Origin of the sequence: Paenibacillus sp. YN15, from assembly GCF_003285005.1 — a bacterium.
In the GTDB taxonomy this organism is placed as follows: domain Bacteria; phylum Bacillota; class Bacilli; order Paenibacillales; family NBRC-103111; genus Paenibacillus_AR.
Genome location: NZ_QMFA01000032.1, coordinates 67,198 through 83,000, shown reverse-complemented (window position 1 = coordinate 83,000; position 15,803 = coordinate 67,198). Strand labels below are relative to the sequence as shown.

The window sequence follows — 15,803 nt, the reverse complement described above, 5'->3', positions numbered from 1 at the left end:
CTTTTCTGGGTTTTTACCCGAAAAAGACCATAACGCAACAGAGTGGTTTAATGGGGAACGAATTTACAAGACGTTGTACTAGGAGTTATCGTCACCACATTTTTCGACTGGAGGACATTATTGTGGACATGCAACAGATATTTTCCCCTGACAGGCATATTATTCTTACGTTTATTCTGGAAGGGGGCAGCCTGTTCTATCAGGTGGAGGCCTCCGGCTTGCCTGTGATCGGACGTTCGCCGCTGGGGCTGGAAACGGATAGGGCCGACTTCACTCAGGGCCTTGCTCCCAAGGAAACCGTTCAGAAAATCATCGATGAGGAATTCATCATCCCCGCCTTCAAAAAACCTGTCTGCCGCACCCATGCCAACCGCCTCCTCTGGACGCTGGAAAAAAGCGGCTTCCTGCTCCAGGCGGAGGCCTGGGTCAGCAATGACGGCGCGGCTGTCCGGCTGTCTCTGCCGGATGGCGGGGGGCGCGCGGAGAGCGCGCCGGCAATCGTGCGCCGGGAAGCAACCGGCTTCCGCGTTCCCCCGGACGCGGTGAATCTGTACGCCCAGAAGCTGCTGTTCTCCTACGAGGACTTCTACCATCCGGTGCCTCTCGAGGAGCTTCACCAGAATGGCTGGGGCTTCCCGCTGCTGGCCCAGCTTGGCGGCGGTGTCTGGGCCCTCTATGCGGAGGCGGGAGCCTATGGAAGCGGCTACGGCGGCTCCCATCTGGCCTCCGCCCGGGAGGACCCGGCCCTCCTGATGCTGCAGCGGGCTCCCGACCAGCTTGCCCCCACGGTTATGGAGCTTCCCTTCGCCACACCGTGGCGGACGGCGCTCATCGGCAGTCTGGAGGAGATCGTCAACTCCAACCTGCTGGAGAGTCTGAGCCCTCCTTCCATTGTGGAGGATGCCTCCTTCATTAAGCCCGGCCGCAGTCTCTGGAGCTGGATGTGCGACAAGGACGCCCACAAGGACCCGGCGAGAATGCGGGAATATATCGATGCAGCCGCCGCCATGGGCTATGAATATTCTCTGATTGACGGAGGCTGGTCCGGCAATATCGACATTCCCGCCATGGTGGAATACGGCCGGCCCAAGGGAGTGGGCATCTGGATTTGGGTTCACAGTCAGGATCTGCGCGATCCCGGGGCGGCAGCGGAGAAGCTGCGGCTGTGGGCCTCCTGGGGGGTGGCGGGACTGAAGGTGGACTTCTTCGAATCGGACTCCCAGGAGCGGATGGCCCAATACCGGATGCTGGCGGAGCTGGCGGCGGAATGCAGGCTGATGCTGAATTTCCACGGCTGCACCAAACCAAGCGGCGCCAGCCGGACCTGGCCCCATGTGCTGACCTACGAGGGTGTGATGGGCAGCGAATTTTATTTGGACTACAGCCGCTTCAATCCCGCCGGGCCGGATGCGGCGCATAACTGCACCCTTCCCTTTACCCGGAACGCTCTTGGGCCCATGGATTATACGCCTGTGGTTTATGATTCCCGCCCAACCGGCACCACCGACGCCCATCAAACGGCGCTTGCCGTCATCTTCACCAGCTATGTCCTTCATCTGGCGGAGAAGGCCTCCGTTCTGCTGGACCACCCGTGCCGCCCGTTCCTGGAGCATGTGCCGGCAGTGTGGGAGGAGACCCGCCTTCTGGAAGGAGCGCCCGCCTCCTATGTCACCATGGCCCGGCGGAGGGGCGCAAGCTGGTTTGTAGGCGGCATCTGCGCCCGCCGTCCGCGGAACGCCCGGCTCCGTCTGGATTTTCTGGCGGAAGGGGAATATGAGGCCGTGCTGTACAGCGACGATCTGTCGGATATGCAGGTATTCGACGCGGCGCTGGGGGCCCTACCGCCGCCGGATGAGGCCGTGATCCGGTTCCTGGACGGCAGGCGCGTCCGCCCTTCCCTGCACGAGCATAATATGCGCCTGTTGAAGGTATCCGCCTTCAAGGTGCGGGCCGGGGAGGAAATCAACGTTCCTATGGCTGCCAACGGCGGTTTTGCCCTGGAGCTGTCTCCGATTTAAGCCTGTTTTCCGCTGGCGGGTAAAGAGTTGACCATTCAGGTCAAGAGATAAGCATTGTCCCGGCAACGGCGCATTGGTAAGCTTATTTTGAAATATGGATTCCACAGACAGGAGTGTCGTTATGTTTACTCTTTCCGCTTTTGCCGATGAAATCGCCGATGATCCGGTCCTCCAGTTGAACCGGCTCCAGCAGGAGCATATCCGCTGGTTAGAGCTGCGCAGCATGTGGGGAGTGAATGTGCTGCAATTGGACCGTGAGCAGCTTGCGGAAGCCAAGAGGCTGCTGGACGCCGCAGGCGCGGGCGTTTCCTCCATCGGCTCGCCCATCGGCAAAATCCAGATTTCCGATCCCTTCGAGCCCCATTTGCAGATGGTCGAAACGGCCATAGCCGCCGCCCGGTTTTTCGGCGCCCCGTACATCCGCATTTTCTCCTTCTATACGCCCAAGGGAGAGAATCCCGATCTGTACCGGGAGCAGGTTCTGGAGCGGATGAAGGCCATATGCGCCATAGCCGAGGAAGCGAAGATTACGCTGCTGCATGAAAATGAAACCCATATTTATGGCGACACGCCGGAGCGCTGCCGGGACATTCTGGAGTCCTGCGCCTCTCCTTATCTGCGCTGCGCCTTCGATCCGGCCAACTTTATCCGGTGCGGCGCGCGTCCCATGACCGATGCGTATCCGCTGCTGGCGGAATATACGGATTATATTCATGTGAAGGATGCGCTGTTGGACACGGGCAAGGTGGTTCCCGCAGGCACAGGGGACGGACAGGTGCCGGAGCTGCTGGAGGCGCTACGGTCGCGGAGCTTCCAGGGCTTCCTCTCCCTGGAGCCCCATCTGCGGTGGACGCCGGACTACAAGGACAAGGACCCGGCAGAGGCCTTCTCCGTGGCCGCTGCGGCTCTCAAGGGGCTGCTGGACGGCATGGGAGCTTCATACCAATAGGGCTTGCTTAGGAGGAGAATGCAGATGGCGGTGATTGAACCGGGAGAAGCTGGGCGGGACCCTGGCTTCCATTGGATGGACGCTCTGAACAACGGCAAACGGCCGGCTGGGGCCGGGGGAGCCCGGTGGCCCGATGCGGTGGAGCATATGGCGGATGTGGTCTATGCGGAACGCGGCGGCCAACCGCTCCTGCTGGACCTGGTGCGGCCGCTGGACCGCGGCCGGGGCAGGCTGCCGGTTGTCCTCTATATCCACGGGGGAGGCTGGAGCTCCGGCAGCCGCAAATCCGTTCCCGACGCCTTCTGGCTCTTCCCCGGCTTTATCCGGATCAGCATCGATTACCGGCTCACCGGCGCTGCGCCATTTCCCGCCCAGCTGGAGGACTGCCAGGCCGCCATCCGCTGGGTGCGGGCCCATGCGGAGGAGCTGGGCGCAGACCCGGAGCGGATCGGCGTGTGGGGAAGCTCCGCGGGCGGCCACCTGGCCTGCCTGCTGGGCTTGGCGGGAGATTGCCCGCCTCGGGAGGGGGAGCCTTATCCCCTCCATTCCCACCGGGTTCAGGCGGTGGTCTCCTGCTCCGGCCCAACCAATCTCCCGGAGCTGCGGGAATGGCGGCAGAGCGTAACGAAGCTGATGGCCGGCAGGCTGGACAGATGGATCGGGCAGATGATGCAAAAAAGCCCGTTCCTTACGAAGCGGCTCATTGGCTTGATCTTGAACAAGCTGCGGGAAAGACTCGTGAAGGGATTGTCCGCCGACTCGCTGGAGGCTCTTGTCGGCTGCCATCCCGACCAAAACGGGGAAGCCTGGAGGCAGGCCAGCCCCTTGCACCGGTTGGGCCAATGGAGGGGTGGTTCCGCCGCCGAAAAGACCGGTTTGCCCTCCTTCCTTCTTATGCACGGCACCACCGATCCGCTTGTGCCGATCTATCAGTCTATCAGCTTCTATGAAGCGCTGAAATCCTCCAGCGCAGATGCGGTGTTCATCCCCTTGTCCGGATATGGACACAGCACCTATTGGGATCATGCCGGACGGTTTCGGAAGGAGAGTGTGGCCCATATCCTCCGCTTTTTGCAGAATGCGCTATAATCAATGCCGTTCGGTCAGCATCCCTCATGAGAAAAACCTGACGAAAGATCACCGTCAGGTTTTTTTGCGTTGTGGCGGGCCGCGTGTGCTGACCGAATCTGCTCCCCAGCCATCCCCGCACCGGATAACGGCCTGCCCTTCCGTCTCCCCCTGCACCCGGAAGAGAAGAGCGTAGCGGAACTGTGCGACTCTTACAAGCGGCATTTTGCCGCTTTTTCCCGCCTGTGCGGAACTAAGAAGCCCTTATTCCCCGCCCCCGCCTGATTTCCCGCCCATTTTCGCCAAATCAGGGATGCAACGGTTTCTTGGTTCCGTTAATTCTCCAAACTCCCGTTTTCACCCCTATAAGAGTCGCTGAGTTCCGCAACAGCAGTCTACCGGCCTGTCTCCAACACCCCAGGGCGCTGCCCAGAGCCGCTTCCTCCTCTGGCCACTCCCACGCAAACCATTCCGATGTATCTGGATTTTCCGGAAGCGCCGTGGCTCCGGCAACGAATAGTCCGGGCAGCAGCAGCTGAACCATTAAAAAGAGCAACCCTATCCGCTTTTCCTCAAACCCTTTTTTTCACCCACGATCCCTCATTTCATTGTCAACGCCTTATCCTGCGGCACAGGGCAATTGCATTAGAACGGTTCTTCTGCGGTACTGACCGCAAAGCCATGGGGGATTTATACGAAAATGTCGCGCCGGCGCTCCCCATTTTCATGACTGGCGATGGCCGCCAGGCTTGGGGGATTCTAACGGAAGTGAGAGCTCTTATTTGCTCCCAAACAGGGAAATCGAATTTCTAACGGAAGCAGGAGACGTTATTTGGGCCGGATCGAGCTTCTGACAGGCTACTCAGCTTAAATAACGGTTCTGGCCGCCGTTAGGATTCTGCACGCGGCGTATTTGCGAAAATAACGGCTTTCACCGCCGTTAGACTTCCATGACATGACGGGCTCTGGCTGTATCAAAAACAAAACAAACGTTTTGTCTCCTGTAACAGGACATGCCTCCTGGGTTGACCTGAGGCTGTGAAATCACTGCAACACTGCACTGACGGGTGGACATTACAAATTAGCCCGTTTTATTGGCGCAAATAATGGAAGCGCTCGGCTATGCTTTCAACTAAGCATACAGCGATTCTAACGCGGTTGCCCTGTTCTGTGGCACCGTCCCACTTTCACCGCCCCCTTTATTCATAATTTTGTAATCCCTTTCATTTATTGCATTGCGGAACTTTGACCATAAAGATATCTATACCCGCCTTAAAATATCTACTATGAATAAAACCGCTTGAGCCCGGCTGTATAAATCTGCCCGCACAGTGAACCGCAGGAAATCTCTTGACCCCTTCCAGTAGAAAATGAAAGGTTTGCATAGATATTTTTATGTTCAATCACCAGAGCAAACTGTATGATGTAACCGCTACCATTTAAAAGCAAAAGGAGGCTATTTATGTACAAACCTGGTTTTCGCTGGCTTCTATCCTTCCTTATTCTGACGCTGCTGGCCGTCTGTGTCCCGACTATTCCCGCCTTCGCCGCTTCGGCGGATAACCCGGATTATACCCTTCTGCCCGGGGATCGGGTCATTGACAACACCGATACCGCCCAGGTACAAAGAACGGGAACCTGGTCCACCAGCACCAGCGCCGGCTGCTACGGAGCCAATGCCCTCTACACCGCTCCCTCCGACAGCAAGGACAGAGCGGTAACTTACACCCCCTCCGCTCTGGCTGCCGGCTACTATGACGTATACATATCCTACACGTCCGCCAACAACCGGGCCAGCAATGTGCCGGTAGATATTTACCACGACGGAGAGCTTTCCACCGTTCTCGTGGACCAAAAGGTCAACGGCTATCAATGGATATCCGTGGGAACCTATTATTTTTCCGCCGATGGAACCGATTTTGTGCGGATCAGGAATGCGGGCACCCCTACCTCCGGAGACGGGTATGTCATTGCCGATGCCGTCCGTTTCTCGGCCAATGCCACTGTCAGTCAGCCAACCCACCGCCTCCAATCCCCAATACGGAATATTGAGCGGCGATAAGGTAATGGACAATTCCGACTCCTCGGGGGTTTCCCGGGTGGGCTTCTGGTCCACCAGCACAGCAGCGGGCCGGTACGGAGCCAACTCCTTGTACACCGCCCCCGGCGACAGCAAGGACCGGTACGTGGAATACAAGCCCCAAGGGCTTGCGGCAGGGAATTATAATGTATATATTTCCTATGTTTCCGGCACCAACCGGGCTGGCAATGTGCCGGTGGAGATCAGCCACAATGACGAGAGCCAGACGGTGCTTGTGGACCAGAAGGTCAACGGGTTCCGCTGGTTCCGGGTTTGCACCTATTATTTTACGGGCGACGGAAATGAGACGGTGCGCATCAAAAATGAAGGGACACCCTCCAGCGGCAACGGATATGTTATCGCCGACGCCGTCCGTTTTTCGCCCAACAGCGTGGTTCCGGTTCCGCCGCCCAAACCCGACTTGAAGCTCGGCAGCCTTACTGTCAACACAGGAGCGCTGGGGCCGGTGTTCGATCCGGGTACGGCGGCTTATACCCTGAACGTGCCCAACTCCGTCAGCAGTCTGAATCTGACGGCGGTCACGGCAAGCTCCGCCAGCGAGGTAAGCCTGACCATTAACGGAAGCCCGGCCACCTCGGGCACTCCCAAAACCATTGCTTTGACAGCAGGCCCGAATACGGTGACCATCGTCGTGACGGCGCTGAACCAGCCCGCCTCCAAAACGTATACGGTAACCATCAACCGCGCTTCCGCCGCCAGCGGGGATGCCACCCTTGCCAGCCTGACGCTGGGCAAAGGCAGCCTGTCTCCCGTTTTTCATCCGGATACCGCCAGCTATACCGTTGGGGCCGGGTATAGCATGTCTTCTGTCGCCATCACCCCCATTGCCAATTCCGCCAGCCACCAGAGCATCACCGTCAACGGCGCCGCGGTCATCTCCGGCTCCGCCAAAGTAGTCAGCCTGTCCCCAGGCGTCAACACAGTGACAATTGTGGTCAAAGCGGAGAATAACGCTACGAAGACCTACACCCTGACCATTACCCGGGCCGCTGCGGCAAGCAATGACTCGGCCCTGGGCAGACTGTCGCTAAGCGAAGGAGATCTGTCCTTTCAGCCTGGAATCACCAGCTATCAGGTGAAGGTGAGCAGCATTGCTGCCACCCTGCTTGTCACTCCGGAAGCCCGTTCTCCCTTCTATTCGTCCATGAAGGTGAATGGTACGGCAGTAGCCGCCGGAGCCGGCAGAGAGATTGCCCTTGCTGTCGGCGCCAATACGGTGACGATAGAAGCAACCGCGGAGAACGGCACCTCCAAAACCATCTATACCCTTCAGGTGGAGCGCGCTGCATCAGCCGGGGAAACGGTGGGCCATTCCGGCATTATCCGCGAGTCTATCGCCGCCCGGATCAGCCAGGCAGTAATGCTGTTCGCCGGGAACAGCCAGGGGTATGCCAACAATGTGCGCCGGGCCATTGACATGAACAACGAGGCTGTCAAGCCGTTTTTCCAGGGAAGCCTGATTTATGTTCCGCTGAAATATACGGCGGAGGGTCTGGGCGCCGTGTCCACAGCGGCCGATCCCGTCACCATGACGGTAACCCAGGGCAGCAAGGTGATTATTTTCACGGCAGGAAGCTCCCAGGTCAAGGTTAATGGGCAAAATGTTTCCATTCCCGCTCCCGTCATCGCCCGGTCCGGCCAGCTGTTCGTCTCCGCGGAGACGGTCACCCAGTTGTCCGGAAAACAGGCCTTCCAGCATAACAGCGGCCTTGTGGTTTTCAGCGATACCGCGAATCTGTTCCAGCTGCCTGCGGATCAGGAGCTGGTGCAATACATTGTTGACGGCTTCCGCTACCAATGGGGCAATGTGAAAATCTATCCCGGCGGCTTTGTCACCGGCATGGTGATCCATCCCACAGAGCCGGAGCTGAAATATGTGCGGACGGATGTGGGCGGCGCGTACCGCTGGAATCCCGTCAGCCAGGAATGGGTTCCACTGATGGAGAGCTTTGGACTGAATGAGCTGAATCTCCTGGGCATCGACGGCATTGCCGTATCCCGCACCAATCCGGACATTGTCTATGTGGCGGCGGGCATGTACGGCAACAAACCCTCGGAGCCCCATGATGTGCTGAAATCCACGGACCGGGGCCAGACTTGGCAGCGCACCAACCTGAACAAGCGCTTCTACGGCAACAGCACCGGCAGCGCAGGAGACCAGCGGCTGGACGGGGAGCGGATTCAGGTGGACCCGTACAATGCCGATACCGTCTACGTGGGCACACGGTATGACGGGCTGTGGCGCTCTCTCAACGGCGGAGCCAGCTGGCAGCAGGTAACGGCGATTCCCCTGGGCACAGCGCCTGCAGGCGTTACCAATGTGGAATTTGACTACAGCGCAGGCGCTGTGAACGGCAAAGCGAAGGTCATCTACATCGGTGTAGAGGGCAGCGGCGTGTACAAAAGCACCGACGGAGGAGCCACATGGAGCTCCACCATGCCCTCCCTGACAACAGGGCCGGTTTATCCCCGGCGCATGGCGGTTGCCGGTGACGGCAATCTGTACGTCACCTCCATTACCGGATTGAACCGGAACAATCTCAGTGTCGCCACTGCGCCGACCAATGGCGTCTTCAAGTATAACGGCTCCGCCTGGACCAATGTCACACCTTCAGCCGGCGCAGGCAAGCCCTTCGGCCCCATAGCGGTTATGCCGGGCGCTCCCGGCACTCTCGTCGCCGTGGAAGGCTACTATGAGATTTCCAAGGTCTACCTGTCCACCAATGGCGGGCAATCCTGGACATACAAGGGAGATTCCTACGGGGCCAGCTCCCAGTTCCTGTTTGATCCCCATCACCCGGAAGAGCTGTACGATCTGCATGGTGCGGGCATTCACAAAACCCTGAACATTACCAGCCAAGCCATCAGCTGGATCGCGGCGGGAGACGGCATTGAGGAGCTGTGCGCTCTCAAGATGCTGTCGCTGCCGAACGGCAGGCTGATCATGGGCACTCTGGACAGAGGAGGCTTCTCTACCACGGATATTTCCGTGCCCGCGGTGCGTTTGTCCGGCCCCACCACCAGCGAGAATACAGCCCTTGATTTCTCTGAGGCGGACCCCAACTATGTGTTCCGTCTGGCCAGCAGCCAGCTGGGGGAAACGCCCCGGGCCGCTTACTCCACCGATGGAGGCCAATCGTGGACGGAGGTCACCTATCCCTACGGCTTCGGAGGCAGCGTGGCGGTTTCCTCCAAAAAGCAGGCCAACGGCCTGCCTCTGGTGGTGATCTGGACCAACGGGCATACCCCCAAGCTGTCCCGGGACTTCGGCCAAACCTGGGAGGATACGGTGTTCTATGGAGTTCCCGCTCCCGTCTATACCGGCAATATCTACAATTCCCGGCGCTACGGCCTGGAGGCGGATAGAGCAGCGGGAGATACCTTCTACCTGTATGACACAGCGGCCGGCGGATTCTATATCAGCAAGGACGGCAAGAATTGGACCCGGCAAACCACGGTCCAGTTGCCCGCCAGCGGCTCATCCGATATTGCCGGGGTGCGGGCGGCCCCTGGTATGGCGGGGGAGGTCTGGGCCAGTGCCAACAAAGGCGGCCTGTTCCGTTCTTCGGATTCCGGACGCAACTTTACCAAGATCGCCGCTGTCCAGGAAGCGCTGCTTTTCTCCTTCGGGAAGAATGCTCCAGGCAGCAGCGTCCCTTCCGTCTATGTATACGGAAGAATCAACAACCAGGACGGCATCTTCCGCTCCGATGACCTGGGCGCCACCTGGACCCGCATCAGCCATGACGCCTACCAGATCGGGAATGATCCCAAATCGCTGGCAGGCGACCGAAGCCAATACGGCGTTGTGTACGTGGGCACCGGCGGCAGAGGCATTTATTACGGCCGCTTCCTGCCGGATAATCCTTAAGCCGCTCCCGGGTTGAAAAAAAGCGGAGAATGGAGGCCCAATGCCTTCGTTCTCCGCTTTTTCACGTAACTACTCAGCTATCTATTTGACAACAAGAGTCACCGAGTTCCGTAGTGGAAGGGGGAAACCTCCCCATTACCGCTTTGCCTCCTCGAGAGTGACTAAGTTCAGCAGCAGAAGAGCTTAAACGGAAATGAGAAGACCTATAACGTTGCCAGGTCTCCATTTCGTCCTATTTCCGCTGTTTATTCCTGTTTATTCCCGTTTATACCACAGTTAGAGCTGCTGGAGTTCCGTATAGACTGCGCGTGATCCATATTCTACCAATTTCATCATGCACAAGTGCAGTTATTTTTAGCCGCGAGCCCTCTTTTTCGCTCTCTTCATGCAAAAGTGCACTTATTTTCGCTTGAAACCGCCCCAAAAGCTGAAATCCGCGTGATTTAACTGTACTTTTGCATTATGACCCTCCGTTTCAGCGGCTGACCCATGAAATAATTGCACTTTTGCATGATGGACATACCATATGCTTCCATACACCCATCCATCTATTCCTGGCACTGAACTTTCGTGAAGACGAGCAACGGACTCAAGATGCTGACATAACTGCTCAGGGCATTCTGAAGGAAAGCCAGGATCGTAGGCATCAGCTAACGGGGAGTTGTTAGCATCCAAAAGGATACTCGTTTCCGCAACAGCTGAGTAGTTACTGTTTCACTCCATGCCCACCCTCGGCCGCTGCCGCGGTTAGGGCCTGTCTTCAAACCCGCTTGAGGGCATCTTTCGCCGCCTTTTCGCCCCTTGCTTCGTTACTTTCGCTTGACGTACCCCCGGTACGCCTTCGCAAAAGTGCCTTGCCTGGAACGAAAATTCGGCCAAATCTGCTCCCCTCGGAGTTTGGAGACAGCCCCTAGAAAAAGAAAAACCATCAGGAATTCCTGACGGCCTGAATAACTGCTATGCTTTGTCTCCAGTTTTTTCCTCAGCAGCTTCGGCCTCCAGCACTTTCAGCTCTTCCTCTGTCAAGCCCGTCGCCTTCCGAATAAACTCCAGAGGCATTCCCATAGCATGAAGACTTCTGGCTGTCTCCAGCTTCCCCTCTAGCTTGCCTTCCAATTTGCCTTCCAGCTTACCCTCCAGCTTACCCTCCAGCTTGCCCTCCAGCTTGCCTTCATCCCGAAGACGCCTGTCAATCTGAAACTTGGCCAGCACCTTCATAATCGCCTGCTCCTCGTCCGGCTTCAGCATCCTCGACATATCCATCACCTCCATCAATTGCTTCATATTCGTCTCCGCTATCATATCCAGCAGCATCTCATAACGGCTGTCCTTCCAATTGCGCCCGTACTCCTCCAGCAGGTAGCCGATTTCCTTCTTCACATTCGACCTTCGCGTCAACAGCCGGATGAAGCGGTTCTCTTCATGGCTTAGCTCCTCCACCACCACCCATTGGGTAGCGATATCACTACCTGCAAGCACATACACTCCCGGGTGGCGCTTCTCCAGCCGCAACCCATGCGTATCCTCCAGATGCCTGGCCAGCTTGACGGGAAACACACTGCACACACAACTGACAGTAATCTCCTCTATGGGCAAGGAATCCACTTCCCGACCCAGTATCTTGTACAGATACGCATACGCTTTTACTTTATAATAATCATCAATGCTGAAATAATCCTCCGGCGACTTATACTCTACAATATTATGCCCCCGAAACAACTCCGCGATATTCTTCATAATGGGAATATTCCGCTTCTTCCGGATGACCAGGACATCGATCTCCAGCGGCTTGCCGGTTAGCTGATATTCCTCCTGAATATCCAATGCGTCCTCATACTCCCTAAGCTCCAGACGCAACGCACTGGCAAATACGGGATGCCACTGCATCCGATCCTGCTTCTCCATCTCCCGCTCCCCTTTGGCTTAATTATAGCATGACGGAACAAAAGGGAACAAGATTCCCGCGGATCTCCAGTCAATTGATCTGTATGCCGGAGCGGTGATCGTGCAGGTGTATCCCCAACTTAACCGATACTGCACCCCCCGTTTGCTCCCTCGCTTGCACGGCTCTCAATCGGTCACGCTCCCACCATTCACATCACCGCTATGGGCGCTTGCAGAGCGGGCTACCAGTATATCCACCCGGGCCGCCCGGCAGGAAGCCGCCGCTTCCTCATCGGGCTCCTTGTCCACGACGATCCGGTGCACATCGGAGAGCGTAGCGAAGGAGAACAGGGCAGGCTGCCCGAACTTGCTGTGATCCAGCAAAACATTCACCTCGGAGCCGCAGCGGATAGCCTGCTTCTTGATCTCCGTTTCGTCCATGTTGCTGTTGCTGAAGCCGTGGCGCGAAGACATCCCGCTGGCTCCGAGAAATACCCTGGTGAAAGCCATCTTCCTCAAGTTGTCCAGCGCCACAGGCCCTACGGCGGAGCCGGTGGTCTCCACCAGACGGCCGCCGATGAGGATGGTGGGAACCTGCTTGCCCAAAAGCTCCAGCGCTACATTCAGGGCATTGGTCACCACCGTGACAGCGGAGCCGCCCGGGATGGCCTTGGCCAATTGGAGGTTGGTGGAGCCCCCGTCGATAAACACGGAGTCCCCTGGCCGGAGGAGCGCGGCAGCCGCTCTGCCAATCTGCATTTTCTCCTCCAGCATTAACGTATTCCGCTGATTCAGAGTCGTCTCCTTCATGACGGCAATGGCGCCGCCGAAGGTGCGGCGGGCCAGGCCCAACTGCTCCAGCTTCTCCAAATCCCGGCGAACGGTCATCTCCGTAACTTGAAATTTCTCCTTAAGGTCAGTTACCCTGACCTCATCCTGATGAAGAAGAATCTCCAGCACTTGCTCCTGGCGACTGTTCAATTCCATGGTCATGTCTTATCTCTGCTCCTATCCTAACTGAAGTGGCCGATTTCCTGTCATCAGAGGAATTCGACGGACAAGGACACTACTCCTTCCCCCAGTCAGCCAGCCGCCTTCGGCACCCGAACGATCCGGGGATCGCTGAAGATATCCGCCTCATCCCGGCTGGTGCTGGAAAATTCCGAAACAACCGCACCCTCCGGGCCGCTTTGGAACCAGTGAAGTGTGTTCGGCGGGATCGTAAACTGCTCGCCGGGATGCAGCTCAATTTCATGGAAAACCGTATAATACGCTTCGCTCCCCATCGGCACAACCGCCTGAATAGAGGGCGTCCGTTCTCCCTCTACATACAAATGAACAAGTCCGTAGCGGCAGCGGAAGGTTTCCATCTTGCCCGTACGGCCCTCCACCGAGGGATGACGGTGCTCCGGACAGGTTTGTCCCGGCAGAAGCACCAATTCCTTGGCGCAATACAAATCCGTATTAATATAAGTAATGAGTCCCAGCCCTTGCCGCTCAAAATCCTCCAATCCCAAATCGGCAACTTCGATGCACTGCCGCTCCTCGGCCGTCAGCACAATTCCTGCCTGTTCAAAATAACCGGCAATGCGTTCCTGCCAGCGGACCACTTCATTTTGCTTCATATAATGGGCTCCTCCCCTTCCTGATGGGTCCTCTTCATATCTCTGCCGCTATGATAGAGTCTGTCACTTTCCCTGTAGTTCCATCCGGTGAGCGTCCCCAGCGTTGGAAGCTGCATCCAGCCTGCCCCAGCCTCAAGACGGCGCTCCACCGCGCTCCAAGGGGGAATCCCCGAAACAGCGTCGGCCTGCTCCACATTGCAAGCCCCCACTGCCACTGCGCGAAGCAGCGCCGCCTCCGGCGGAAGCCCCTCCAGCAGACTGCCGAGAAAGCCGGCAATGGTGCAATCTCCCGCACCTGTGGTTCCTTGCACCTTCACTTGAAAGCAAGGCGCAAGCAGTTCTCTGCCCAGCCAGTTCTCCAGTCCGGCAGGAGCCGCGCCTCCCATCCCGACAAGCCGCTCCCGCTTTTCTGCCGTTCGCAGGTAAATGCCCTTATCTCCCAGCTTCAGACCGGCTATAGCCACACCCATTTCCAGCAATTCCCCGCTCAGATCCGCAAGCAGCTCTCCATCCGCGTGAGGCAGCAGATTATCCCCAACCTTCTCCCTCATCCGGTAAAAGGTTTCCCGCCGCAGCAGAAACAGGAGCTCCTCCAAGCTGGGCAGGAAAATATCCACATGGGGCAATACCCGGGCGAAAATTTCCCGCCAGTCCTGCCGCGCGGCTTCCGAGGCAGGGTCCGGCTCCGCCAGATCGAGAGATACGGTAATGCCCCGGGACTTGACACGGCGAAGCAGGCGCTCCAGACCTTCCCCCCCATTCCGGTACAGTCCGCTCATAAGCGTGGGATAGCCCAGATGGAAAAGCCGCAGCCCGTTTAACGCTTCTTCCGGAATATCTTCTTCTCCAAAAGAAGCATTGGTCCCTTCGTAATGCCAAAAACAGCGGTCCTGACCGGGAGGACTCACGACGATGGTGTAGGAGGTATGCTCCCCTGAAGCCACGATCATGCCGGCAGCCAATCCTTCTCCATATTCTCCTAGAATATCCAGAATGGTCCGTCCAATCCGATCATCCCCCACCTTCCCCAGCAGCCGCGGTCCGAACCCCAGCCGCTGGAGCGCCAATCCCGTGTTGGAAACTGTGCCGCCGGTGGAGAAAACAGCCGGCTCCAAGGCCAACAGCTTCCCCGGAATAATCCGGGCATCCCCGGGAAAAGCGGGAAGAATATCCAGACAGATATGGCCCGCTACGGCAATTTCCGGCATTTGTGAATGGTAATGCTTCATTATTGCACCTCACAAAAAAGATTCTGGAAAAAGAGCATTGACGATCAACCGAAACGTTGGTATGTTTGATATGAAATGTTTGAATACAACATATATAATATCTTTTCAAACATTATTTTGCAATCTTTTTCCCTTTCGGCTTAGCGCCATATTTGGCGAAGGACCGCAAGGAGAAACGCAGGAGGCGCTTCAATTATGGCATTGGCAACCTTAAAAGAACTGATGGCCGACGCTCTCCGGGGCAAATACGCCGTGGGGATGTTCAACACGCTTAATCTCGAAATGGTCAGGGGCGTTCTGAGCGCCGCCGAAGAGCTTCGCTCTCCGGTCATTATCGCAGTGGCAGAGGTGCATACTCCGTACAGTCCGTTGTCCGAGATTGGTCCGGTCCTTGTGCAGGCCGCAAAGCGCGCCAAGGTCCCCGTCGCCGTTCATCTGGATCACGGCCTAACGCCGGAGGCCATACGAACCGCTCTTCATATAGGCTTCAGCTCTGTCATGTACGACGGCTCTACCCTGGATTATGAAGCCAACATTGCCAATACCCGCGAGGTCGTTGCTTTGGCTCGCGGCACGGGAGCCTCCGTTGAGGCGGAGCTGGGCCATGTGGGTGGGGGAGAAGGGGGCGCAGAGGAAGAAGGCGGCCACGAGGCGTTCTATACAGAGGTGGAGCAGGCTGCCGATTTTGTCGCCCGTACAGGCTGCGATGCGCTGGCCGTGGCCATCGGTACGGTTCACGGGGTCTACCGCTCGGAGCCGAAGCTGGACTTGCAGCGGCTGGAGGATATCCGCCATAAGATTCAACTGCCCATTGTCCTCCACGGCGGATCGGGCCTCAGCGACAGCGATTTTCTGAATTGCATCCAGCGGGGCGTGGGGAAGATCAATATCTGCACGGACATGTTCATCAGCATCATGCAATCCATTAAATCCATCACCGATACCGGCTCCTTCCAGTACACGGAAGTCATCTCCGCCACAGAGAATGCCGTGAAGGAAACCGTGATGGAGAAGATGAAGCTGTTCCGCAGCGCCGGACGCGCCTGACAGCAGAAAAC

General features: G+C 57.4%; 10 protein-coding genes. 6 read left to right on the top strand and 4 right to left on the bottom strand.

What is annotated here, in order from left to right:
- Positions 1–128: 128 nt before the first annotated feature.
- The 5 genes from DQG13_RS21815 (at position 129) to DQG13_RS21795 (ending at position 10,007) form a co-directional block, all read left to right on the top strand.
- On the top strand, positions 129–2,018 hold the full coding sequence (locus tag DQG13_RS21815) for a glycoside hydrolase family 97 protein (RefSeq protein ID WP_258525806.1): 1,890 nt from the start codon (positions 129–131) through the stop codon (positions 2,016–2,018).
- A gap of 121 nt (positions 2,019–2,139) precedes the next feature.
- Positions 2,140–2,967, top strand: coding sequence for a sugar phosphate isomerase/epimerase family protein (locus tag DQG13_RS21810; protein ID WP_113022141.1), 828 nt, complete (start codon positions 2,140–2,142; stop codon positions 2,965–2,967).
- A gap of 24 nt (positions 2,968–2,991) precedes the next feature.
- Positions 2,992–4,056 carry an alpha/beta hydrolase gene (locus DQG13_RS21805; protein ID WP_181592911.1) on the top strand — a complete coding sequence of 355 codons (1,065 nt, stop codon included), beginning with the start codon at positions 2,992–2,994 and terminating at the stop codon, positions 4,054–4,056.
- A 1,441-nt stretch (positions 4,057–5,497) separates the two neighbouring features.
- Positions 5,498–6,097 carry a golvesin C-terminal-like domain-containing protein gene (locus tag DQG13_RS30945; protein WP_181592910.1) on the top strand — a complete coding sequence of 200 codons (600 nt, stop codon included), beginning with the start codon at positions 5,498–5,500 and terminating at the stop codon, positions 6,095–6,097.
- Positions 6,098–6,101: 4 nt separating this feature from the next.
- On the top strand, positions 6,102–10,007 hold the full coding sequence (locus DQG13_RS21795; RefSeq protein ID WP_181592909.1) for a cadherin-like beta sandwich domain-containing protein: 3,906 nt from the start codon (positions 6,102–6,104) through the stop codon (positions 10,005–10,007).
- A 957-nt stretch (positions 10,008–10,964) separates the two neighbouring features.
- Here the strand turns inward: DQG13_RS21795 and DQG13_RS31575 are convergent.
- From DQG13_RS31575 to DQG13_RS21775, 4 genes are all read right to left on the bottom strand, one after another.
- Positions 10,965–11,912: an RpnC/YadD family protein gene (locus tag DQG13_RS31575; protein ID WP_113022133.1), complete on the bottom strand. Its 948-nt coding sequence runs from the start codon at positions 11,910–11,912 to the stop codon at positions 10,965–10,967.
- 165 nt (positions 11,913–12,077) lie between these two features.
- Positions 12,078–12,884, bottom strand: coding sequence for a DeoR/GlpR family DNA-binding transcription regulator (locus tag DQG13_RS21785; protein WP_113022131.1), 807 nt, complete (start codon positions 12,882–12,884; stop codon positions 12,078–12,080).
- A gap of 89 nt (positions 12,885–12,973) precedes the next feature.
- Complete coding sequence (locus DQG13_RS21780) at positions 12,974–13,516, bottom strand: D-lyxose/D-mannose family sugar isomerase (protein ID WP_113022129.1); 543 nt, start codon at positions 13,514–13,516, stop codon at positions 12,974–12,976.
- The gene (locus tag DQG13_RS21775) at positions 13,513–14,745 is read right to left on the bottom strand and encodes a carbohydrate kinase family protein (protein WP_258525805.1); all 1,233 of its coding nucleotides are present in this window, start codon (positions 14,743–14,745) and stop codon (positions 13,513–13,515) included. Before DQG13_RS21775 ends, DQG13_RS21780 begins: the two co-directional genes overlap by 4 nt.
- Positions 14,746–14,940: 195 nt before the next feature.
- On the opposite strand from DQG13_RS21775, the gene DQG13_RS21770 reads away from it, so the two are divergent.
- The gene (locus DQG13_RS21770; protein ID WP_113022127.1) at positions 14,941–15,792 is read left to right on the top strand and encodes a class II fructose-bisphosphate aldolase; all 852 of its coding nucleotides are present in this window, start codon (positions 14,941–14,943) and stop codon (positions 15,790–15,792) included.
- Positions 15,793–15,803 lie beyond the last annotated feature (11 nt).